Source organism: Devosia sp. 919 (assembly GCF_013185965.1).
Taxonomy (GTDB): Bacteria; Pseudomonadota; Alphaproteobacteria; order Rhizobiales; family Devosiaceae; genus Devosia.
The window spans coordinates 3,278,108-3,301,416 of sequence record NZ_JABAOL010000001.1; the positions used below are offsets into that span (position 1 = coordinate 3,278,108).

18 protein-coding genes and 2 tRNA genes are annotated in these 23,309 nt (G+C 62.9%); 10 read left to right on the plus strand and 10 right to left on the minus strand.

Annotated elements, in window-relative coordinates; translation table 11 throughout:
* The first annotated feature begins 28 nt into the window (after positions 1-28).
* Entirely contained in the window at positions 29-2,485 is a 2,457-nt protein-coding gene (gene hrpB, locus HRQ64_RS15895) for an ATP-dependent helicase HrpB (protein WP_172124220.1), read from the plus strand.
* A 180-nt stretch (positions 2,486-2,665) separates the two neighbouring features.
* On the opposite strand, the gene msrB is transcribed toward hrpB, so the two are convergent.
* The 5 genes from msrB to HRQ64_RS15920 all read right to left on the minus strand — a co-directional run bounded on the left by msrB (position 2,666) and on the right by HRQ64_RS15920 (position 5,272).
* The gene (msrB, locus tag HRQ64_RS15900; RefSeq protein ID WP_127754033.1) at positions 2,666-3,070 is read right to left on the minus strand and encodes a peptide-methionine (R)-S-oxide reductase MsrB; all 405 of its coding nucleotides are present in this window, start codon (positions 3,068-3,070) and stop codon (positions 2,666-2,668) included.
* An 89-nt stretch (positions 3,071-3,159) separates the two neighbouring features.
* Positions 3,160-3,729, minus strand: a complete 570-nt coding sequence (locus tag HRQ64_RS15905) for a pyridoxamine 5'-phosphate oxidase family protein (RefSeq protein WP_172124222.1) — start codon at positions 3,727-3,729, stop codon at positions 3,160-3,162.
* A gap of 794 nt (positions 3,730-4,523) precedes the next feature.
* Positions 4,524-4,598 (minus strand) — tRNA-Val (locus HRQ64_RS15910).
* Between the two features lie 29 nt (positions 4,599-4,627).
* Positions 4,628-4,702: transfer RNA gene (locus HRQ64_RS15915), tRNA-Val, on the minus strand.
* Positions 4,703-4,912: 210 nt separating this feature from the next.
* Complete coding sequence (locus HRQ64_RS15920; protein WP_127754035.1) at positions 4,913-5,272, minus strand: cell cycle two-component system response regulator CpdR; 360 nt, start codon at positions 5,270-5,272, stop codon at positions 4,913-4,915.
* Positions 5,273-5,468: 196 nt separating this feature from the next.
* Here HRQ64_RS15920 and HRQ64_RS15925 point away from each other — a divergent pair, with 196 nt between their 5' ends.
* Positions 5,469-6,365 carry an N-formylglutamate amidohydrolase gene (locus tag HRQ64_RS15925; protein ID WP_127754036.1) on the plus strand — a complete coding sequence of 299 codons (897 nt, stop codon included), beginning with the start codon at positions 5,469-5,471 and terminating at the stop codon, positions 6,363-6,365.
* 29 nt (positions 6,366-6,394) lie between these two features.
* Here HRQ64_RS15925 and HRQ64_RS15930 read toward each other — a convergent pair whose 3' ends face one another.
* The 3 genes from HRQ64_RS15930 to HRQ64_RS15940 all read right to left on the minus strand — a co-directional run bounded on the left by HRQ64_RS15930 (position 6,395) and on the right by HRQ64_RS15940 (position 8,895).
* On the minus strand, positions 6,395-7,327 hold the full coding sequence (locus HRQ64_RS15930; RefSeq protein ID WP_172124224.1) for a DMT family transporter: 933 nt from the start codon (positions 7,325-7,327) through the stop codon (positions 6,395-6,397).
* Positions 7,328-7,433: 106 nt separating this feature from the next.
* On the minus strand, positions 7,434-8,279 hold the full coding sequence (locus tag HRQ64_RS15935; RefSeq protein ID WP_172124226.1) for an AraC family transcriptional regulator: 846 nt from the start codon (positions 8,277-8,279) through the stop codon (positions 7,434-7,436).
* A gap of 127 nt (positions 8,280-8,406) precedes the next feature.
* A complete protein-coding gene (locus HRQ64_RS15940) occupies positions 8,407-8,895 on the minus strand; it encodes an MgtC/SapB family protein (RefSeq protein ID WP_349236715.1) in 489 nt (162 codons plus the stop codon).
* Positions 8,896-9,159: 264 nt separating this feature from the next.
* Between HRQ64_RS15940 and HRQ64_RS15945 the strand changes: the two genes are divergently transcribed.
* Positions 9,160-10,071, plus strand: a complete 912-nt coding sequence (locus HRQ64_RS15945; RefSeq protein ID WP_172124228.1) for a bifunctional GNAT family N-acetyltransferase/nucleoside diphosphate kinase regulator — start codon at positions 9,160-9,162, stop codon at positions 10,069-10,071.
* A gap of 282 nt (positions 10,072-10,353) precedes the next feature.
* Here HRQ64_RS15945 and HRQ64_RS15950 read toward each other — a convergent pair whose 3' ends face one another.
* Entirely contained in the window at positions 10,354-11,082 is a 729-nt protein-coding gene (locus HRQ64_RS15950) for a Crp/Fnr family transcriptional regulator (RefSeq protein WP_172124230.1), read from the minus strand.
* Positions 11,083-11,739: 657 nt separating this feature from the next.
* Here HRQ64_RS15950 and HRQ64_RS15955 point away from each other — a divergent pair.
* Positions 11,740-12,468: a Crp/Fnr family transcriptional regulator gene (locus HRQ64_RS15955; protein ID WP_172124232.1), complete on the plus strand. Its 729-nt coding sequence runs from the start codon at positions 11,740-11,742 to the stop codon at positions 12,466-12,468.
* Between the two features lie 406 nt (positions 12,469-12,874).
* A complete protein-coding gene (gene hisN, locus HRQ64_RS15960; RefSeq protein WP_172124234.1) occupies positions 12,875-13,663 on the plus strand; it encodes a histidinol-phosphatase in 789 nt (262 codons plus the stop codon).
* Positions 13,664-13,682: 19 nt separating this feature from the next.
* Here hisN and HRQ64_RS15965 read toward each other — a convergent pair whose 3' ends face one another.
* Entirely contained in the window at positions 13,683-14,654 is a 972-nt protein-coding gene (locus HRQ64_RS15965; protein ID WP_172124236.1) for an alpha/beta hydrolase, read from the minus strand.
* 444 nt (positions 14,655-15,098) lie between these two features.
* Here HRQ64_RS15965 and HRQ64_RS15970 point away from each other — a divergent pair, with 444 nt between their 5' ends.
* From HRQ64_RS15970 to HRQ64_RS15990, 5 genes are all read left to right on the plus strand, one after another.
* Positions 15,099-15,560: an Hsp20 family protein gene (locus tag HRQ64_RS15970; RefSeq protein ID WP_127754044.1), complete on the plus strand. Its 462-nt coding sequence runs from the start codon at positions 15,099-15,101 to the stop codon at positions 15,558-15,560.
* Positions 15,561-15,704: 144 nt separating this feature from the next.
* Positions 15,705-16,178 (plus strand): DNA starvation/stationary phase protection protein Dps, encoded by a 474-nt coding sequence (dps, locus tag HRQ64_RS15975; RefSeq protein WP_172124238.1) that lies wholly within the window; start codon positions 15,705-15,707, stop codon positions 16,176-16,178.
* Between the two features lie 580 nt (positions 16,179-16,758).
* Positions 16,759-21,444 (plus strand): glutamate synthase large subunit, encoded by a 4,686-nt coding sequence (gene gltB / locus HRQ64_RS15980; protein WP_349236741.1) that lies wholly within the window; start codon positions 16,759-16,761, stop codon positions 21,442-21,444.
* A gap of 12 nt (positions 21,445-21,456) precedes the next feature.
* Positions 21,457-21,765, plus strand: a complete 309-nt coding sequence (locus HRQ64_RS15985; protein WP_172124242.1) for a hypothetical protein — start codon at positions 21,457-21,459, stop codon at positions 21,763-21,765.
* A 72-nt stretch (positions 21,766-21,837) separates the two neighbouring features.
* The gene (locus HRQ64_RS15990; RefSeq protein ID WP_172124244.1) at positions 21,838-23,265 is read left to right on the plus strand and encodes a glutamate synthase subunit beta; all 1,428 of its coding nucleotides are present in this window, start codon (positions 21,838-21,840) and stop codon (positions 23,263-23,265) included.
* Positions 23,266-23,309: the final 44 nt, after the last annotated feature.

Here is a 23,309-nt window from a genome sequence, read left to right on the forward strand (position 1 = left end):
GGCCCCGCCATGCGCCACAACCCCGGCCATGTCCCTGCCGCCCCTCCCTATCGACGAAGCTCTCCCAGCCCTTCACGACGCGCTGGCCGCCGGCCCCTATGCCGTGCTGGTGGCGCCCCCCGGCGCCGGCAAGACCACCCGTGTGCCCCTCGCCCTTCTCGATGCGCCCTGGCGCGCGGATGGCCGCGTCATCGTGCTCGAGCCGCGCCGGCTTGCCGCCCGCGCCGCCGCCACCCAGATGGCGCGCCTCCTGGGCGAAGAGGTCGGCGCGACCGTCGGCTACCGCGTCCGCATGGATAGCCGGGTTGGCCCCAGGACCCGCATCGAAGTGGTCACCGAAGGCGTTTTCACCCGCATGCTGGTGGACGACCCCGAACTGACCGGCATCGCCGCCGTCCTCTTCGACGAATTCCACGAGCGCAGCCTCGATGGCGATCTTGGCCTCGCCCTCACCCTCGATGCGGCCGCGCTCCGCCCCGATCTGCGCGTCCTCGTCATGTCCGCCACCGTCGATGGCGCTGCCGTCGCGCGCCTCCTCAACGATGCACCCGTCATCGAAAGCCTCGGCCGCACTTTCCCGGTCACGACCGAATATCGCGAGCCCGATCCCCTCGCCCGCCTCGAAGACGCCGTGGCCACGGCCGTCCTTGCCGCCCTGCGCGAGCATGAGGGCTCGGCGCTCGTCTTCCTGCCCGGCCAAGGCGAGATCGCCCGCACCGCCGAACGCCTCGCCGACCGCCTGCCGCCCCACACCAGTCTCGCCCCGCTTTACGGCCAGCTCACCCCGGCCGAGCAGGACCGCGCCATCCAGCCCGCCCCGCCCGGCCAGCGCAAGATCGTGCTCGCGACCTCCATCGCCGAAACCTCCCTGACCATCGAGGGCATCCGCATTGTCGTCGATAGCGGCTTTCGCCGCGTGCCCGTCTATGAACCCGCCACCGGGCTATCCACCCTCCAGACCCGCCGGGTCTCCCGGGCCGGTGCCGACCAGCGCCGTGGCCGCGCCGGCCGCACCGCGCCCGGTCACTGCATCCGCCTCTGGAACGAAGGCCAGAACGCCGCGCTCCAGCCTTTCGACACTCCCGAAATCCTCGCGGCTGACCTCGCCGGCTTTGCTCTCGATCTCGCTTCCTGGGGCGTCGCCGATCCCACCCAGCTGCCGTTCCTTGATCCGCCACCCGCCCCGGCCTGGAGCGAGGCCGTCGCCCTGCTGCAAAGCCTCGATGCCCTCGACGCCACCGGCCGCCTTACCGCAGCGGGAAAGGCCCTGGCCCGCCTGCCGCTCCATCCCCGGCTCGCCCATATGGTCGTCGAAGGTGCCGCCGATGGCGACGCGCAAACCGCCGCGGAACTGACCGTGCTGCTCGGCGAACGCGGCCTTGGCGGCGACGGCATCGATCTAGCCCATCGCCTCGAGCGCTTCCGGCTCGATCGCTCACCTCGCGCCCGCGATGCCCGCGCCCTTGCCACCCGCTGGGCCAAATCTGCCGGCGGCAGCGCCGACGCCACCGACCCGCAATCTGTCGGCCATCATCTCGCCCGCGCTTTCCCGGACCGCGTCGCCCAGTCTGCCGGTGCCCGCGGCCGTTTTCGCCTCGCCAATGGCCGGCAGGCCAGCATGGACGCCACCGAAGCCCTCGCCGCCGTGCCCTTTCTCGTCGTCACCGATCTGACCGGCGCCGCCGCCACCGCCCGCATCCGCGCCGCCGCTGCGCTGGAGCGTGCCGAGCTCGAAACCCTCTTTGCCGACAAGATCACCACCGAAACCACCCTCAGCTTTGACGAGGCCAGCGCCAGCATCCGCGCCCGCCGCACCCGCCGCCTCGGTGCGCTACGCCTTGCCGATGAACCCGTGCCCGTCGATGATCCGGAAGCCGCCGCCACCCTGCTTGCCGAAGCGGCGGCGCGGCGTGGCGTCGATGCCCTTCCCTGGAGCCGCGAGCAAAAGGCCTGGCGCGCCCGCGCCAATTACCTGCACGCCACGTTGGGCGACGACTGGCCCGACCTCAGCGCCGAGGCCCTTGCCGACAGCACCGCGACTTGGCTCGCCCCGGCCCTTTACGGGTTGACCAAACTCTCCGAAATCACCGGCGAACAGCTGCGCACCGCGCTGGATCTCCTGCTTCCCTTCGCACGGCGCCAGGAAATCGAAGCCCTGCTGCCCAGCCATTTCACCGCCCCCACGGGCAATGCCGTGCCCATCGACTACACCGCCGAAGGCGGCCCCGCGATCGAGATTCGCGTGCAGGAACTGTTTGGCCTCACCCGCCATCCCACCATTGCCAATGGCCGCATCCGGCTCGTCCTCGTCCTGCTCTCCCCCGCCCACCGCCCGATCCAGACCACGCGCGATCTGCCGGGCTTTTGGGCCGGCTCCTGGCGCGACGTCGCCAAGGAGCTCAAAGGCCGCTATCCCCGCCACCCCTGGCCCGACGATCCCGCTGCCGCCCGCCCCACCGCCCGCGCCAAACCAAGGGGAACTTAGGGCCACGCCCTCTTGGGTTCGAGGCGCCAAAAGCGCACCTCACCATGAGGCCTGTTGATGCATCGAGTTCCAAGTAGCCCTCATGGTGAGGTGCGAGCTCTTCGCGAGCCTCGAACCACGAGGGCGTGCCCCCGAGGCCGGGCACAAAAAAGCCCCGGATCACTCCAGGGCTCTTGGGTCTTATTCGGCGGGGGAAAAGTTCAGCGCCACGCCGTTGATGCAATAGCGCAAGCCGGTGGGCGGGGGACCATCGGGGAACACATGCCCCAGATGGCTTCCGCAGCGCGAGCAATGGCATTCCGTGCGCACCATCCCGTAGGAGCGATCCTCGGAGGTCTCCACCGAACCGGGCAGCGGATCGTTGAAGCTCGGCCAGCCCGTGCCGCTCTCGAACTTCAGCGTCGATTCGAACAACGGCTGGTCGCAACCGGCGCAGGTGAACGCACCCGCCCGCGTTTCATGCAGCAGCGCGCAGGACCCCGGCCGCTCGGTGCCGTGGTTACGCATCACCTGGTATTGCTCGGGCGTCAGCCGCTTGCGCCATTCCTCATCGGTCCGCGTGACCGGAAATGCATGAGCATCCATGCCATTCTCCCGCTTATTCCAAAATTTCAACATGGCTCTCATATAGTGCTGCACCCGCCCTGGCGACAGGCCCAACCCCTCCGAGCCGTTCAAGCCGATGTGACCGGCGCCTCGAACAGCCCCGTAGGGAAGCCATCCTGGCTCACCTGGTTCTTTTCGCGCCAATAATCCTCGATGCCATCCACGCCCTTGGCTCGCGCCCAGCTATCCATCTGCGGGCGCTCCTCGCGATAATCAAACAGCGGCACGCCATAGCCGCACGAGGTTTGCACCAGCTCGATCGCGAGCCGCACCATCTGCCGCGCCCCCAGCGGCGCCTCGCCCCCGAACTGCTCGGCCAGCAACAAGGCATATTCCGCGCTGTCGCGATGGACTACCCGCCCCTGCCCATACAGCCGCAGAATCAGCGGTGGCCCGTCCACAGCGCAAAACATGATGGTCAGCCGCGGATCGATCCGCAGATGCGCCGCCGTTTCATTGCCGCTGCCGGTGCGGTCGAGATAAAGCACGTCATTGTCCCCGAGCACCCGGAACATGTCGGTGCTGCGCGGCGACATGTTCACATGCCCCGTCGGCGCCGCCGAAGCGGTAAAGAACATATGCTGGGCCGCAATGAACTTGTGATGGTGGGATTCGAGCTGGGGAAATCGCTTTGCCATGCCCCGTTTCTGCTCCCGCCCCAGCTACCCGCGCAAGCCCTTTTCATCAGCCAAGCACCAATCCTCGCTCAAGCGCGGCCAAGCACTGAGAGCCCGCAGCACGCGCCTCCCTCCCCTTGGGGGGCTTCGAACCGGCCGAAGTCGAAATCGCTCCAGTGGGGCGATTTCAGGTGAGAAGGCCATGAGAGCAATGCTCGAATGGCTGACGGGGTGGGGGCCGCGTTTTAGCAACATTGCGCCCGCCCAACGACCCCCTCTCTCAATCCCTCCCCTCAAGGGAAGGGACGCAAAAGCTCACCAGGAGAATGGCAAGACAAAGCGACTCCGACGGAACTTGCAAACACCCAGTGCCATCCACCACCCAGCGCCCATGCCCTATCGCCTCCCTCCCCATTGAGGGGAGGGATCGAGGGTCGGGGTTCGGGCCACCGGCTAAACTCGATTCGCGCACAACCCACCGCCAGAACCTCCACCCCAACCCTCCTCTCACGGGGAGGGAGCGGCCCGGCGCAAGCGGCGCGTGTTGCGCCATCCCCTTTGCAGGGCAGGCGCAGACAGCAGTCATCGAGAAACCGGCAAATCAATGCTGGCCGTCAGGCACCATCCGACCCAGCTTCGGGTTGGGGCGAGTCGAAAACAGTAACGTCCGAGAACCGGCGCGCAACGTAGATTACTACGTGAGCACCGGAAGCGCAGGTCATTGCTGTTTGCAGTGCGCAACGTAGATTACTACGTGAGCCGGAAGCGCAGGTCATTGCTGTTTGCAGGCCGCCCCGGCGCGAGGAAGGGGCGGATGGTGGGAGTAACAAGGATTGAACTTGTGACCCTTCGCGTGTGAAGCGAATGCTCTCCCGCTGAGCTATACTCCCATCGCCATCGGCGAAGTAGACTAGAGAGATGGTGGGCGTAACAAGGATCGAACTTGTGACCCCCTCGATGTCAACGAGGTGCTCTCCCGCTGAGCTATACGCCCATCTCTCCGGGAAGGAACCGCCGCTAGGCCGTCCCAATGGCGCGGATAGACCACAAAACTTGCTTTGTGGTCAAGGGGCCTCGCGCGCGCCGCTGGGGAGAAAATGCTCCCCCGCTTTTCCGCCTCCACCAGCGCCCAGATCTGCGCGCAGCGATGGCAATTCCAGCACCCCATTCGAAGGCGGCTCAGGCGCCGCCCCAGCGTGTTTGATCACGCGGCCAGCAGCCGCTCCACTTCATTCACCAGATCCTTGAGGTGAAACGGCTTGCTCAGAACCGAAGCATCCTTGGGCGCGTCACTGTCGGGGTTGAGCGCCACCGCGGCAAAGCCGGTGATGAACATCACTTTCAGGTCTGGATCGAGTTCGGTGGCGCGCCGCGCCAGCTCGATCCCGTCCATTTCCGGCATCACGATATCGCTCAGCAGCAGCGAAAACGGCTCCTCGCGCAGCCGCTCATAGGCAGAAAGGCCATTATCGAAGGAAACCACCTCATAGCCGGCGTTTTTCAACGCCCGCGTCAGAAACTGGCGCATGTCATTATCGTCTTCCGCCAGCAGAATTCGTCTCATCACTCTCTCCGGCCAATTCGCCACTGAGTCGCAAATTATCCCACGGATGTTTATGCCAGGTTAGCCATAACGCAAACCGGGCAGCTGGCCCTTACAATTATCTTGATCAACTGGACAAGCCGCGTGCCACGGGCCACATTGCGGGGGTAAACGGCGCCGCGTCGCAGAACGGCGCCCAAGCCTATCGGGAGGGACTGTGCGGTCCGACTATTGGGATCAGCCAGCGTTTGAAACGATCCGGCCGCGCCGCCTCGTGGCGCCCCTGGTGTTCAACTCGGCCCATTCGGGCCGCAATTATCCCGAACGCTTCCTTGCCATGACCCGGCTCGATAATCTCTCGATCCGCCAGTCCGAGGATGCTTTTGTCGACGAACTCTTTGCCCGCGCACCCCATCTCGGGGCTCCCTTGCTGCGCGCGCATTTCCCCCGGGCCTATCTCGACGTCAATCGTGAGCCCTGGGAACTGGACCCCTCCATGTTCGACGAGCCCCTTGGGCCAAGGTTCAACACCACCTCGCCGCGCGTGGCGGCCGGCCTTGGCACGCTCGCGCGCGTCGTGGCCGAAAACAAGCCCATCTATCGCGACCGGCTGACCCTCGAGGACGCGCGCATGCGCATCGAGGGCATTTATCAGCCCTACCATGCCGCGCTGCAAAAGCTGCTCAACGAAGCCGTTGGCACCTTCGGCGTCGCGGTGCTGATCGATTGCCATTCCATGCCGCGCATCAACCGCCCGAGCGACCGCTCCGGCCCCGATATTGTGCTTGGCGACCGGTATGGCACCACCTGCACCCCGGCCCTGATCGACATGGTGGAAACCATCTTCAGCGCGGCGGGCCTGCGCGTTGCGCGTAACCGCCCCTATGCCGGGGGCTTTTCCACCCGCGCCTATGGCCGCCCCCAGCAAGGCGTGCACGCCCTCCAGATCGAAATCAGCCGCCACCTCTACATGAACGAAGCGACCCTGGATCGAAACAGCGGCTTTGACACCATGCGCTCCCTCATGGACCACCTGATCACCGCCCTCATCACTCTCGACCTCCCCACCCTCCTCACCCCCCACACCGCCGCCCAGAAACTCGCCGCCGAATAGCGGACCGGCCGGCGCCTCACCCGCACCCGTCACCCTGCCCGGGCATCCTGCTGCATCAATTCCCGGCGTTCGCCTGCCATGCCGAGGAATGTCCCAGCCACGATCAGGGCTGCACCAACAAGCGTCGATGCGGTTACAGGCTCAGCTAAAAGGAGATGCGCTAACGCAAAACCGAACAGCGGCTCGGTTCCCATCAGAAAGCCAACCCTGGTCGGGCTCGTCCGGCGGACCGCAGCATTCTGGACGTAAAAGGCCGCGATCGTACAAAACAGCGACAGAAAGGCGACGCTGGCCCAAAAGCTCGGGCCGGCCGCCACAACAAGCGCGCCAAGTCCCTGAGTGCTCCAAAGCATCGCCAGCGCGACTACGCTGACGATGACAGCTTGCGTGGCAGTCAGCGCCACGGACGACAATGCGCGCCCCGCCATCAATCGCTTGGTGGCAACGACCATAACCGCCCGAAGCATGGCGGCAAGGAGAATAAGCCCATCCCCGGGCGACCATGCGGTCAGTCCACCCACAAGGCAGCCAACGCCAGCGCAGGCGATAACCGCGCCAAGAATGACGATGGGGGGCGGCACGCGCCGCGCCAGCGCATAGTCCAGAAACGGAGTAAAGAGCGTGCTCAAGGAAATGATCAAAGCCGCATTGGTTGCGCTCGTCTGGGCAAGGCCTGCGATCTCGGCAATAAAGATCACTGCTAGAATAACGCCGAGCACAGCAGCCCGCACCAGGTCCGCCCGCGCCGCGGAGGCCAGTTCGCGCCGCGCCAGCATGGACATGATGCAGGCAGTGGCGAAAAACCGGTAGAAAATCAGGACCAGAACCGGCGCATAGGCCAATGCGCCTTTGCTGACCGGGTAGCTCGCCCCCCAAACCACCGCGACGCCCAGCACGGCCAGGTCGGCCAAACCGGTGGAGCGGCGATCATGTGTTGCCGCCGCATGGACCCTGTCCGTCATCGTCTTTACCCTCGTTCAACTCCGACCCGCCACTGTGACTGACGGTCTAGTTGTCAGTGGGTAGGCGATGGCGCAGGCGAGCTATAGAACAAAAGTGCAGCCCCGATCAGGCCTGCGCATAAGCCGCCGGTGTGGTGCCGACTATGGCCGTGAAGTGCCGCGTCATGTGGCTCTGATCGGCAAAGCCCGCCTGGGCCGCCGCCGCAGCCAGCGAGTGCCTTTCGCGAAGCAGGTTCTGCACCAGGCGCACCTTCAAGCCGATATGGTAGGCATGGGGCGGCAATCCGGTGCGGCGCTTGAACAAGTCGATCGTCTGCCGCCGACCCAATTCGGCCAGCGAGGACAGCAAGTCGAGCCCGACATCCTCTTCAACATGGGCATGGAGGTAGTCGACGAGGTTTCGGGCGCGGTGATCCGGAAGAATAATCGCCATTTCTGTTGGGGCAGTGTTACCGGCAAGCCTCGCCACCACATCCCCCAGGGCATCGAGGGCCGTGTCCCGGGACAGCGCCAGCCGTGACCCATGCACAACCTGGTGGATGCGTTCCAGCCGCGCTGCCAGGGACGGATCCCGGCGGTTGGAGAGCTTGAAGTCCGGCAGGGGCACGCCCTCGCGGCCTTCCCGATTTCCCAGGATGTCCCCCATGGTTTGCTCGGAGACATAGAACATCCGTTGCCCCCAACCACCCTCGACCGCCGCATTGCCGTGGTGCACGTCGCCGGGCCGCATGGTCATGACGGTTCCCGCGCTCACGCTGAGCTGCTCACCCCGGCACCAAACCGAATGCACGCCGGCTGTCATCACCCCAATCAGGTATTGCGGGTGAAAATGGGGTTTGAACGATTGGCGCACATAGTGAGCGGCGAGGGTTTCGAGGCCCCCATGGACCAGTGGTCGCCGGAAGGAAACGCGCTCCGATCCTCCCTTCGCCCGCGCTGGCCTATCGTTCACCGCTCTCGCCTACTCGTTTGTGCCGCAAGGATCCTGCCACCATCGCAGATAAACCGCAGGGAGCGGCGAGTAAATAAAATCCGCAGACCACATCAGCCCCCGTGTCCCCCCGGGGCCTGGCGCTTGCCTATTGGCTATCGCCGTTATCGGCTTTTGACGGCAAGATCAGTGGCACCGCCGCCAGGATGATGAGGATAACAGCCGCCGACAGCACCGCGGTAGCTTCGAGGCCCAAACCGGCAATGACACCAATGCCCGCGGTGGCCCAGATATTGGCGGCGGTGGTCAGGCCCTCCACCTGGTTCTTTGCCGTGCGCACGATAATCGCGCCGGCGCCGAGGAAGCCGATCCCCTGCACAATGCCCTGCAAGACCCGCGACATATCCTCGATCGGCATGCCACTCTGGGTCGGTCCGATGACAAACAGCGCCGCCCCCACGGCAACCAGCATATGGGTGCGCACCCCAGCGCTTCTGCCTTTGCGTTCACGCTCATAGCCAAGAATCCCTCCAAGCATGGCGGCGAGCAGCAACCGCATGGCAATGCGCGTAATGGTCGAAACGTCTGGAACGTCCGAAAATTCACTCAGGGCGGTCGACCAGATTTCGTCTAGCACGGTTGGTTTCCTCATCATGATGCCGGGGCACGGCGTGCCGCTGCACCTATAAGGCAACAGGCCCCACATGGATGCCGTGGGCATGCAAATGCGCGTCCCTGGGTCGCAGCCCGGGGCCTGACCCTCCGCGTGAGCACCCCGGCGCTGGCCTTGGCGGGTACATCCTTGCTATGGTGTGCTTTCCTGTTTTTCAGCTCTGACCCGAAAGAACCAGCACGGCCATGACCGTGACAGGCTTTCATTCTTGCGACCAAGGTGGCGAAGATGAACAAGCCTTTTGTGGCCCTGCGTCCGGAAATCACGCGGACCCACGCCCAGATCCTGATGCGCTGGTTGGAAGATGAACGCGTCACGCGCTATCTCAGTGATTCAAGCAGCGTGTCCCGCTTCATCGCCCGGGCCCTCGATCGAACGCAGCTGCCGATCCTGACCCATTTGTTCAACGGGGGCGGACGCTTCTTCATGGCCCATGATCGCACTGATCGGCCCGTGGGTTTCGTCCGCCTGGTCAAGACCGGCCCCGATTGCGAAATCGTCCTGGTGATCGGCGATCACGACAACTGGGGTCGCCGGCTCGGCGCCAGCACCATCCGCGAAGGGCTGAAGCTCGCCTTTCTCGATATGCGCGCCCGCACGGTCATCGCCAAGATCCATCCGGACAACACCCGCTCGCTCAAGGCCTTTGAGCGCTGCGGCTTTCTGGTCGATCGGGAAACACCAGGGCTCACCGCCCTGTCCATGACCTCTGCCCGCTATCTGCAGCGCCTGCGTGACGGAGCCATGGCCGAAGCCGCCGAGATTTACATCACCGAGATGGACAAAGCCCGCCTCCAGGACCTGATGGCCTACGAGCAAGGACCGGCCATTGTGGACCTCGAACACGAGATCGAACGAGCCATTGTGGTTAATCCCCGGCGCGTCGCGCCCGATGTCGTCACCATGAATTCCAGGCTCGTGCTGCAGCTGGACGACGAGCAGCGCCACGTGACGCTGGTTTATCCGCAAGACGCGGACAAAAACTCGGGCAAACTATCGGTGCTCTCCGACCTCGGCGCCGCAATCCTGGGTTATGGTGAAGGCCATGCCATCGACTGGCTGGTGTCCGATCGTCCACAGCAGATCCGCATCGAACGGGTACTTTACCAACCCGAATCCGCCGGTCACTTTCATCTCTAGCGGCAGTATCGGGCCGCTACCCCCTACCCCAGCAGCCACCCAACCCACCAATCCGGTTCAGCGCATTCTAGAGAAGCGGACGTTTAAGGATGGTCATCCCTGATCAAACCGGCCCACGAATACCTTTGTGCGAAACCGCCAGTCTGGATGGACAGCGTTTTCGCCGGCAGCGCACCGCGGCGTCGAGAGCACTAACAGGGGAGCCGCTAAACCGCTCCGATGCGGAGCGAGGAACTGAACGGCTGCCGTTCACTACTTTACCGAGCCCAGAGTCCCATGCGCTTATATATCAACGCTGTTGCGCCTGCGGATGTGGAGATACGCTGGATCGAACCCGGCAAACTGTTCCAGTGCAGTGTGGTTGAGGATTTCGATTGCGGAGCCCCGGATGGTTATCATCTCGCTGGCCCGCAGGAATTGAAGGGTGCGGTTAACATGCACAGCCGAGAGTCCCACCGTATCGGCCAGGTCCGCCTGCGTCACAGGTAATTTGAAGCTACCATCTGCAACGAGGCCGACGGCCTTGAGACGGGCATGAATCTCGCAGAATAGGTGCGCGATGCGCCGGTCCGCCTCCCGGGTGCCCATGTTCAGCAGCCACTCCCGCAGGGTCGCCTCATCAACCAAGGTCGCCCACCACAGTGGTCGCTTCAGTCCTGGGCGTTCGAAAAGATTGTCGATCGTTTCGCGCGGGATATCGACAACCTGACAGTCCGTCAGCGCCCCAATGGAGTGATCCATTGCATCCAGAACATGCACACGCAGGTCACAGAAGTCGCCAGGCAACAAGTAGGCGACGATTTGGCGACGCCCGCTCTGATCCATTTTATAGCGACAGGCCAGCCCTTCGGCGACCAGATGAACATCGCTGGGGTTGTCGCCTTCTCGGATGATGTCGCGCTTGGCACTAACGAGCCGGCTGCCTGACCCTGCCTCCCTGACCAGGCTCCGGTCTTCATCGGACAGGGCCGCATAACCTTCCAGTTTACGAATAAGGATGTTTAGCGACATGGCCCCTCACTTTGTCGGCCCCACCCACCACCGTTCACTGCGGATGTATCTAACATATGATAGAAAAACCGAACGGTCTCATCCATTCGGCAGACGGGCCTGGCTAGTCCTCGTGGTTGTCACCTGAGAAGCGGAGAGTAAAACAGACTGCGCCCGTCTCATCGGCTACCGACATGCACCACCTGCCTCGTCCCTCCAAGAACTTGGTTGCCTCGGAGCTCAGGATAGTGCCGGCTGCCCGCACCGCTTCAGCGCGGGCCTCGGTAACACCAGCCAGTTCTACACCCACGGTGTCGATAATAGCTCGGCCGTCCATGACGTGAAAAAAGAAACGAGGCATGTTCATTGCTCCCACAATAAAAGGCGGGAGCGGATTGAACTCTCAGCCGCAGGCGCCCAAGAAAATCGGCCCGCGATCCAGTAATGATAGGCCTAAAGCAGGCGATTAGATAGTGCTAAGGCGTGCAATGGATGTTTTGGCCAGCCCTTTTCTCTAATCGACTACGCAGATCAGCATGCTCGAGGCCGCAGTAATAATCTCAAATATTGAGTTATGTTAAGGTAACGACATGGATGGCGGTCTAATGAATTAGCTAGAGGTTCGGTCCGGTGGCGAATGTTCGCCGCCGACGTTGCTAGCCTCTCAAGGCGCTCGCGATGCAGCAGCACACAGATTTGTTGATTCGACGCCTCCAGAGCATTGGGGCCGTCTCTCCCAGGGACCGGGCTGCGATTGCAGCCCTCCCCATTCGGGAACGTGAGGTTTGGCGCGGGCAGACCGTCCGTAAAGAAGGAGAACAGCCAACCGACAGCATCCTGATCCTTTCTGGACTGGTCTCAAGCTTCAAGGTCTTTCCTGATGGGAGGCGACAGATTATCGGATTTCACATTGCAGGCGATATCCCGGATTTACAGAGTTTAGTGCTGCCGGGCCTGGACTTCTCCCTGGCCGCGCACCAGCACGCAGATGTAGCGCTCATTGCACACGACGACCTGCGGCCCTTGCTTCATGCCGTTCCAACGCTCTCTGACCTGTGTTGGCGTGACACTCTGGTGACCGCCTCAACTTACCGCACCTGGGTTGCTGCCGCTGGAAGGCTCAAAGTGGCCGAGCACTTTGCCCACATTATCTGCGAGTTGCATCTTCGGTACCAAGCAGTGGGGCTTGGCGCGTACAACAAATTGTCGCTTCCGCTTACCGACGCGGAGCTAGGCGACGCGCTGGGCGTCACTTCCACCAGCGCGCGACTAGCGGCGCGTCAGCTGGAAAATGATGGACTGATTGAGGTGGCTGAAGGAGAAGTCCGAATTCTGGACTACGAGCGGCTCCAGGCCTATGCCCAGTTTGAACCCTCCTACCTTCACGTAAACGGCGCCTTGGTTTAGAGCGGCTCCAACTTGGTTTGACCTCCGCGCCATATAGTTGGTCGAAACAGCGGTCACTGGGCTCAGGCGCTAAGCTGTGACATCATCCAAGAGGCACATCGGGCGTTTGGATTGTTAAGCTTAGGGCAAGTTTCAGCACTACGGCGAACGCCAATGGCGAGAACATGAACAAGGTAAGTGCCACAAACACGAGCTTGTACCAGCCCATTTGCTGTGCCCTCGGCGTGACTAAGTCCCGCGATCCAACAGCACCCCCGTGTTTTTAGCGAGAGGGGTCTCGCGGGGAGCGGAGTTAGACGAGCCCACCCCGTTCCCCCGCTCACCTCACTATGCTACCACCACCGCGTCTCCCCCAGACCTCATGGTGAGCCCCCCAGCCACGAGGTCATGCCCCGGTCACCCTCGCATGCCCATTGATTTCGCTGCCATCCAAGCCACCCTGCTCCGCGCAGCGGACGCCGCCGCGGCCTGCACCCTGCCCTTGTTCCGCACGCCCCTGCTGGTCGACAACAAGCTCGCCGGCGGTTTTGACCCGGTTACCGAGGCCGACAAATCAGCGGAAACCGCCATTCGCGCGGTGATCGCTGAAGCCTTTCCCGATCATGCCGTCATTGGCGAGGAATGGGGCAACACGGGCGAGCACCGCTTTTCCTGGATCATCGATCCCGTGGATGGCACCCGCGCCTTTATTTCGGGTGCCCCTGTTTGGGGCACGCTGATCGGCTTTGCGGTGGATGGGGTGGCCGTGGCCGGGATCATGGCCCAGCCCTTTATCGGCGAAACCTTTTTGGCGGTGCCTGGCCAGGCCAGCTATCGCCGCGGCCAGACCCAGACAGCCCTGCGCAGCTCGGGCCAGACCGAACTCGCCGCCTGCCGCGTATTCACCACCACGCCCGCACTCTTCAGCACGCCCGAACTGCAAGCCAAATGGCAGGCTGTGGCCGGCGCCACCCGCCTGCAGCGCTTCGGCATGGATTGCTATGGCTATGCCCTGCTCGCGGCCGGCCATGCCGATCTGGTGGTCGAGCCTTTCCTTAACACCTATGACATTGCCGCCCTGGTGCCGATCATCCGCGAAGCGGGCGGCGCCATTGCCTGCTGGGACGGCAGCGAGCCCACCGGTGGGGGCAATGTGGTGGCCGCGGCTTCCCCCCGGCTGCTGGATGCTGCGCTCGAACTGGTGAATCGCGCCTGAGCGCGACGGAGCCCTGCGGTCAGCTCTGCTCGGTGATGAAGGCGTCAAACGCGGCGAACACCTGCGCGCGAATCGCATCGGTTTCCATGAACAGCTCATGCTGGGCCCCGGGCACCACCATGTGCCGGCCGGTGCGCAGGCGCAGGCCCAACTCCTCGGTCGCCGGTGTCCAGACCACCCGGTCCCGCGCTGCCGCCAGGATCAGGAGGGGCACCCGCAGCTTTTCGGGAAAGTCATCGCGCTGTGCCGCAGCCATGGCCGCCAGCGCCGCCCCGGTCCACTGGATCGTTGGCGCCCCGATTTCAAGTTCGGGATGGGCCTTGAGCACCGCGATGCTCCGGGCAAAGCGCTCGGGATCCCCGGTCAGCGGGTTGTCGGCAAACGCCATTTTCGAGGCAGCCTTGTCCTGCGGCCGCCGCAGCGGCAGCCGTCCGAGGCCCAGAAAGCTCATTGCGCTCAGGACCCGTGCGGCGCCCGCGGTGCCGAAGGGCGGCGATTCCAGCCCCACCATGGGCGAGGACAAAAAGATGCGCTCGAACATCAGCCGGTCATTGACCCCGGCAAACAGCGCCGCAAGCCCCCCCATGGAGTGCGCCACCAGGTAATAGGGCGGCGGGCAATCGGGCAGCAGGATTTCGCTGTGAAAGCTTTTGAGGTCACTCCAGTAATCGGAGAACTTGTCGACATAGCCCAGCTTGGGATTGCCGATCAGCCGTTCCGATCCACCCTGCCCGCGCCAGTCAAAGGTCGCGACGCCAAAGCCGCGCGAGCGGAAATCGGCGATGGTCTCGAAATATTTCTCGATGAATTCGGTTCGCCCCTGCAGCAGGCACACCGTGCCCCGATGCGGCCCCACGCCCTTGGGCCAGATCGCATAGCGCAACCGAACCCCATCGGCGGATCGGAAGAACCCGACGCGTCCCCCTTCGGGGATCGGATTGTTCGGGTCGCTGGCCAGTTTGGGCCCATTGGGATCCACAACAATGGTCATGCCACAAACCTTCATGCCGGAGGGGCCGGTGCTGGAGGCAAGCCGGCCGGAGGGGTGGGCTTATATAGGCGCTGGACAAAAGAAAGCCAGCACCTCTTGCGAGATGCTGGCTCCCTTACGCTGCGGGCCCGTGCGGGGGGCGGGTGACAAGCCCGCAGTTGCGTAGCGCCGGCTTTGGCCAGCACATGCCCCCTTATGCGCCCCCCATCCTGAACGGGGATGCAAAACCGCGTTCAGAATGCGTTCATCTACATGGCCATTGCAGGGCAAAAAAATTTGCAGCGCCCGCTGTGCAACGCTCTTGAACCCCCAAACGGGGCGCCTAGATATAGCTCGTCCGCCGGTTATCCGGGGACCTCACCCGAGCAAAATCAACGGCTTGCCTCTTTTGGGAGCCGCATAGCAAGGGTCGAGAACACCACGTTGCTTTCAGGAGAATGTGCTATGCAGACCATCGATTTTTCCCCCTTCTACCGCTCCACCGTCGGCTTCGACCGCCTCTTCAACCGCCTCGATACCCTGAGCGGGCAGGAAGCAAAAACTTATCCTCCCTACAACATCGAGCGGACCGGCGATGATGCCTACCGCATCTCCATCGCCGTGGCTGGCTTCTCCAATGGCGATATTGCCATCGAGACCAAGGAAAACAGCCTGGTTGTGAAGGGTGCCAAGCCCGCCGAGAGCACTGAAAAGGCTCGTGAATTCCTCCATCGCGGCATTGCCGAGCGCGCTTTCGAGCTCCGCTTCCAGCTGGCCGACTATGTCGAGGTTCAGGGTGCCACGCTCGAAAACGGCTTGCTCCATCTGGAACTGAAGCGCGAACTGCCCGAAAGCAAGAAGCCGCGCACCATCCAGATCAGCGGCGGCACCAGCCAGCCTACGATCGAGGACCAGTCGGTCAACTAATCCGACCCGTTCGGAACGATCCAAGAGGCGCAGTCCACCCGGGCTGCGCTTTTTCATTTACCCCCAGCCGGAACTTCACCGCGTCACTCCGGTTTCCCTTGGAACACACGGCAGCCATCTGCCCCTCACCTCAAGGACAAACCCATGGCCATCCCCTCGGTAGAATTGAAGTCCAACTCCAAATCCGCGGTGATCGAGCTGCTCAATGCCCGTCTCGCCGACTCTATCGATCTGGCGCTGCTGACCAAACAGGCGCACTGGAATCTCAAAGGCTTGCAGTTCATCGCGGTGCACGAAATGCTCGATCCATTCCGCGCCGCCATCGACACCCATACTGACGTGATCGCCGAACGGGTGGCGCAGCTGGACGGTATTGCCTTGGGCACCAGCCAAGTGGTTGCCGCCTCCACGAGCCTGCCGCCCTACCCCACCGAGATCCGCAAAGTGCCAGACCATCTTGGGGCACTGACTGAGCGCTACGCCCAACTCGCCAACCAGATTCGCGACGATATCGACACCGTCGAAGAGGCCGGCGACCCCACTTCAGCCGATATCCTGACCGCCTTTTCACGCGAGCTCGACAAGGATCTGTGGTTCCTTAAATCGCATCTCGAATAACTATTTCTGGACTTCAGGCTGGTGCGGCTCCCCGTATTAAGGGAGCCCCACGCGCAAAAATTCTGCTTTCCTATCCCCGAGTTGGCAATTTCCTACTTGGCTGTCCCAAGCCGCTCATATCCCGCTTGACCCCCGGTTTCGATTTATGCAATTGTGACTGCGATAGGGCAGCACGTCTGTCCTTTCTGACGCGTCGCCCCGGTCTCCCCGGCCAGCACGCACGCCGATCCGGCTGGCCCGCTATGCCATTAGCGGAAACGGACAGGCGGGGATAAATCCGAGACGCCGAACGCCCGTTCAGGCCAGTCTCGAAGCCCGAATGAGCGGCCATTTGGATGCAGCGCCGCTCCCACGCATGGACGTATTTGCTCTTCCGAGCCGTACCCGGTACGACCCGCTCGAGCAACGCGCCCACCAGAGGACGACAACGCATCCGCCCCGCTGGTCTGCCGGCACACCCAGGATGCACACGACATAGCGACATGCCCGCTTGGGCCGACAGAGCAAGGATACGACCATGGCACTCCACCGGAACGGACCCACTTCTCCCGTCACGAGCCCAGCCAGCACTCGTAAAACTCTGATCGAGAATGGTCACCCTGTTGCTCTCAATACCGGCCGGCCGGCGGCCCAGGGTCTTTACGATCCAGCCAATGAGCACGATGCCTGCGGCATCGGGATGATTGCCAATATCAAGAACAAGCCCAGCCACGAAGTGGTCGAAAAGGGCCTGGAAATCCTTGAGAACCTTGAGCACCGCGGTGCGGTGGGCGCCGATCCGCTGATGGGCGATGGCGCGGGCATTCTGGTTCAAACGCCCCATGCCTTCTTCAGCAAGGTTCTGCCTTTCCCGCTGCCCGAAAAGCAGTTCTACGCCGTGACCATGCTGTTTTATCCCAACGATCCCGCCCTCCGGGACCGCTGTGCTCAGACCGTGCGGGCCTGCCTCGCCGCCGAAGGACTGACCCTGCTCGGCGAGCGCCTCGTGCCGTTCGACAACTCCGCCCTTTCGGCCGGCGTTATTGCGACCCAGCCCATCATCGAGCAGATGGTGATCGGCCGCCCGGTTGGCCTCACCATCGATGAATTCGAGCGCAAGCTCCTGATCGTGCGCAAGGTGATCTCCAACACGGTTTATCGCGAGATCCCCGAAAGCGACACGGACAACGGCTTTTACGTGGTGTCCATGTCGGCGCGCACCATTGTCTACAAGGGCATGTTCCTCGCCTACCAGCTCAAGGCCTTCTATCCCGATCTGCATGACGAGGACTTCGAGTCCGCCATTGCCTTGGTGCACCAGCGCTTTTCCACCAACACCTTCCCCTCCTGGAAGCTGGCGCATCCCTATCGCATGACCACCCACAATGGTGAGATCAACACCATTCGGGGCAACGTCAACTGGATGGCGGCCCGCCAGGCCTCAGTGTCGTCGCCCCTGTTTGGCGAAGACATCACCAAGATCTGGCCCATCTCCTACGAGGGCCAGTCCGATACCGCCTGCTTCGACAACGCGCTCGAATTCCTCGTGCGCGGCGGCTATTCGCTGCCCCATGCAGCCATGATGCTGATCCCTGAAGCCTGGGCCGGCAACCCGCTGATGGACGACACCCGGCGCGCCTTTTACGAATACCATGCTGCCCTGATGGAGCCCTGGGACGGTCCCGCTGCCATGTCGCTGTCCGATGGACGCTATGTCGTGGCAACGCTCGATCGCAATGGCCTTCGCCCCGCGCGCTATCTCGTCACCAAGGAAGGCCATGTCGTTCTGGCCTCCGAATCGGGTGTGCTCGACATCCCCGAGGAAGATGTGGTCGAGCGCTGGCGCCTGCAGCCCGGCCGCATGCTGCTGATCGACCTTGAAGAAGGCCGCATCATCTCTGATGACGAGATCAAGCAGAGCCTTGCCGTCCGCAATCCCTATTCGGCCTGGCTCGCCCGCACCCAGATCGTGCTGGAAGACCTGCCCGAAACCCAGCCCAAGGCGCCGACCACCTCGGAGTCGCTGCTCGACCGCATGCAGGCCTTTGGCTACACGCAGGAAGACATCAAGCTGCTGATGACTCCGATGGCCACGACCGGTCAGGAAGCCGTTGGCTCCATGGGCACCGACACGCCGATCTCGGCGCTGTCGGACAAGAGCAAGCTGCTTTATACCTATTTCAAGCAGAACTTCGCCCAAGTCACCAACCCGCCCATCGATCCGATCCGCGAGGAATCGGTGATGAGCCTTGTCTCGTTCATCGGACCGCGGCCGAACCTGTTCGACCTTGAAGGCGCCTCGCATCACAAGCGCCTTGAAGTGCGTCAGCCCATTTTGACCAATGAGGATCTCGAAAAGATCCGCGCCATTGGCGACATGGCCGACAACGAGTTCCGCACCCAGACCCTCGATATCACCTACCCGGCCGCTGAGGGCGCGGCGGGCATGGAAGCGGCGCTGGCCACCATCTGCGAGGCTGCTGAAACCGCGGTGCGGGGCGAATTCAACATCATCATCCTTTCGGACCGCCTGGTTTCGGCCGAACGCATCGCCATCCCGGCACTGCTGGCGACTGCTGCTGTGCACCATCACCTGATCCGCAAGGGTCTGCGCACCTCTTCGGGGCTAGTGGTGGAAACCGGCGAAGCGCGCGAAATGCACCACTTCGCCATGCTGGCCGGCTATGGCGCCGAAGCCATCAACCCCTATCTCGCCTTTGAAGCGCTGGCGGCCCTGCATGCCGAAGGCGAGTTCCCGGCCGAAGTCGACGCCCATGAAGTGGTTTACCGCTACATCAAGAGCGTCGGTAAGGGCCTGCTCAAGGTCATGAGCAAGATGGGCATCTCGACTTATCAGAGCTATTGCGGCGCCCAGATCTTTGACGCAGTTGGCCTCAGCAGCGAGTTCGTCAAGCGCTTCTTCTTTGGCACGGCAACCACGATCGAAGGCGTGGGTCTGCTCGAGATCGCCGAGGAAACCGTCCGCCGCCATGCCGGCGCCTTCGGCGACGACATCGTGCTGCAAAAGTCGCTCGATGTGGGCGGCGAATATATGTACCGCATCCGTGGCGAAAAGCATGCCTGGTCGCCCGATGTGGTGGCCGATCTGCAGCACGCCGTGCGGACGCGCGAAGACAGCCCCGAAACGGCCCAGGACCGTTACAACAGCTTCGCGCAGCGCGTGAACACGGCCGAGAACGGCTATCTCGCCATTCGCCACCTCCTCGACTTCAAGCCTCTCGGCCCCGCCGTTGCGCTTGAGGAAGTCGAGCCAGCCGTCGATCTGGTCAAGCGCTTCGTCACCGGCGCAATGAGCTTTGGCTCGATCAGCCGCGAAGCCCATACCACGCTTGCCATCGCCATGAACCGCATCGGCGGCAAGTCCAACACGGGCGAAGGCGGCGAAGAGCCCGACCGTTACAAGCCGCTCCAGGATGGCTCGTCAAACCCGCTGCGCTCGGCAATCAAGCAGGTTGCGTCCGGCCGCTTCGGTGTCACCACCGAATATCTGGTCAATGCCGACCAGCTCCAGATCAAGGTGGCGCAGGGTGCCAAGCCCGGCGAGGGCGGGCAGTTGCCTGGCCACAAGGTCGACTGGATCGTCGCCAAGACCCGCCACTCGACCCCTGGCGTCGGGCTGATCTCGCCCCCGCCGCACCACGACATCTATTCTATCGAAGATCTGGCGCAGCTGATCTACGATCTCAAGAACGTCAATGAGACCGCCGACATCTCGGTCAAGCTCGTCTCGGAAGTCGGCGTCGGCACCGTGGCCGCCGGCGTTGCCAAGGCGCGCGCCGACCACATCACCATCTCGGGCTATGATGGCGGCACCGGCGCGTCCCCGCTGACTTCGCTCAAGCATGCCGGCGGTCCGTGGGAGATCGGCCTCGCTGAAACCCACCAGACCCTGGTGCTCAACCGCTTGCGCGCCCGCGTCAAGCTGCAGGTCGATGGCGGCCTCAAGACCGGCCGCGATGTGCTGGTGGGTGCCCTCCTGGGCGCCGACGAGTTCGGTTTTTCCACCGCACCACTGATTGCCGCTGGCTGCATCATGATGCGCAAGTGCCATCTCAACACCTGCCCGGTTGGCGTCGCCACGCAGGATCCCGTGTTGCGCAAGCGCTTCAAGGGCACGCCTGAGCACGTCATCAACTACTTCTTCTTCATCGCCGAAGAACTGCGCGGCCTGATGGCACAGCTGGGCGCCCGTACGCTCAACGAGTTGGTCGGCCGCTCCGACCTCATCGTGCAAAAACCCATGCCCGAGCACTGGAAGAGCGAAGGCGTCGACCTTTCTCGCCTCCTGTTCAAGCCCGAGCCGCTGGGTGGCGACACCCTGTTCCAGTCCGAGCGACAGGATCACCACCTGGAAGCCGTGCTCGATCGCAAGCTGGTCGAACTGGCGCAGCCAGCTCTCGAACATGGCAGGGCGGTGCAGATCGACTTGCCCATCCGCTCCCGCGACCGCTCGGCCGGCGCCATGCTGTCGGGCGCCCTGGCCAAGCGCTATGGCCTCGAAGGCCTGCCGGAGGACACCATCTCCATCAAGCTCACCGGTACTGCGGGGCAGGCTTTTGGTGCCTTCCTCGCCCATGGCATTTCGATCGATCTCGCGGGCGATGCCAATGACTATGTCGGCAAGGGTCTTTCGGGCGGGCGCATCGTCGTGCGTCCATCCCCGACCACGGGCATCATCCCGGAGAAGTCGATCATCGTGGGCAACACGGTGCTTTACGGTGCCATCTCGGGCGAATGCTACTTCCGCGGCGTGGCCGGTGAACGCTTCGCCGTGCGCAACTCCGGCGCCCTCGCCGTCGTTGAAGGCACCGGCGATCATGGCTGCGAGTACATGACCGGCGGCGTGGTTGTGGTCATTGGCCAGACCGGGCGCAATTTTGCGGCCGGCATGTCGGGCGGCGTTGCCTATGTCCTCGACGAGGACGAAACCTTCCGCTCGCGCTGCAACCTCGCCATGGTTGAGCTTGAGCCGGTGCCTGAGGAGGAATCCCTCATGCAGCGCCTGCATCACCATGGCGGTGATCTGGAATGGCATGGCCGCGTCGATATTTCAGGCGACATGACCAAGCACGACGATGAGCGCTTGCATCAGCTCATCTCCAACCACCTGCACTATACCGGCTCGACCCGTGCTAAATATGTGCTGGATCACTGGGCAGAGATGCGCCCGAAATTCGTCAAGGTGATGCCGGTAGAATACCGCCGCGCCATCCTCGAAATGGAAAAGCGCCGCGCCGGCACCAACACCGTCGTGGCAGCGGAATAAGGGACAAGGATCATGTTAAGAATCGTTGTACTCGCCGCGTCCCTCTGCTTGACCACCTGGCCCGTCGCCGCTGCAGAAAAGGAAATCGCCATCGTCGCTCAGTTCTTGTCGCCCGATGGCGAGCAGCGCATCGAGCTGACCTTTGGTCGACCCGGACTTAGTTTGGCGGATTGCCGGCGCGACTACTACGCATCCCTGCGTTCGATCAAAAGCCAGATGGCCAACGGCTTTGTGCATCCTAATCTGCGCCGTTTCACCTATGTTGACGGCAGCTGCCAGGACGTAACCGGCCAGGGACGCGGATCGCCAGCAGTACGCTAGGGCAGGTTCGGCATCGTCAACGGCGACATCCACTTCTGACGACCATCGATAGACGGTCAGCTAAGGCTTAATATGGGCAAGGTTACAGGCTTTCTTGAGATCGAACGCGAAGAACCGCGTTACGAACCGGCATCCGATCGGGTGCGCCATTTTGGTGAGTTCACCATCCCGATGACCGAAGGACGCGTTGCCGATCAGGCCGCGCGCTGCATGGATTGCGGCATTCCTTTCTGCCACGGCGATACGGGCTGCCCGGTGCACAACCAGATCCCGGATTTCAACGACCTCGTTTACCATGGTGATTGGGAGGAAGCCTCGCGCAACCTTCACTCCACCAACAACTTCCCCGAGTTCACCGGCCGCATCTGCCCGGCGCCCTGCGAGGAGGCTTGCACCCTCAATCTCGAGGACACCCCGGTCACCATCAAGACCGTAGAACAGGCTATCGCCGATAAGGCCATCCGCTCAGGCTGGGTCAAGCCGCAGGTCGCAGCCCTAAAGACCGGAAAGTCGGTTGCCGTGGTCGGAAGCGGTCCTGCAGGCTTGGCCGCAGCCCAGCAATTGGCGCGCGCCGGGCACGATGTGCATCTGTATGAACGGGAGCCCAAGGCTGGGGGCCTGATGCGCTACGGCATCCCCGACTTCAAGATGGAAAAGGACCATATCGACTTTCGGGTCGAACAGATGACCGCCGAAGGCGTCACCTTCCACTATGGCGAGAATATCGGGGTTACCCGACCCTTATCCGACCTGCAGGCGCGTCACGACGCAATCCTGCTGTGCGGTGGCGCCGAAAAACCGCGTGACGTCTCTGCTGAAGGCGTTGAACTCAATGGCGTGCACTTTGCCATGCCTTTCCTGGTGCAACAAAACCGGCGCCTGGGTGGCGAGCCCATCCCCGAGGACGCTGTGCTGAGTGCCGCGGGCAAGCATGTGGTCGTTGTGGGCGGCGGCGACACGGCTTCCGATTGCGTGGGCACGTCCTTCCGCCAAGGCGCCATCGCAGTGACCCAGCTCGATGTGCGCCCCATGCCGCCGGAAATGGAAAACAAGCTGACCAACTGGCCCAACTGGGCGGTCAAGATGCGCACCTCTTCGTCCCAGGCTGAAGGCGCCGTTCGGGAATTTGCCGCTGGGACGATGAAGATCATCGGCAATGCCAAGGGTCAAGTTACCGGCGTTGAATGCGCCCGCGTTGATCGCGCGCGCCAGCCGATCCCCGGCACAGAATTCGTGATCAAGGCTGATCTGGTCTTGCTGGCGATCGGCTTTGCCGGTCCGGTCCAGGAGGGTATGCTGACCCAACTGGGCGCGCAACTCGACAAGCGCGGCAACCTGTTTGCCGATACGTTCAGCTACAAAACCAGCGTAGAGAAGGTTTACACCGCCGGCGATATGCGGCGTGGTCAGTCGCTCGTGGTCTGGGCGATTCGCGAGGGTCGTCAAGCCGCTCGCGCCATCGATCTCGATCTCATGGGCAAGACCGCCCTGCCCCGCTAAACTCTGGTGGGCGGGAGCGATCCCGCCTCATCAACCTGCTTCGG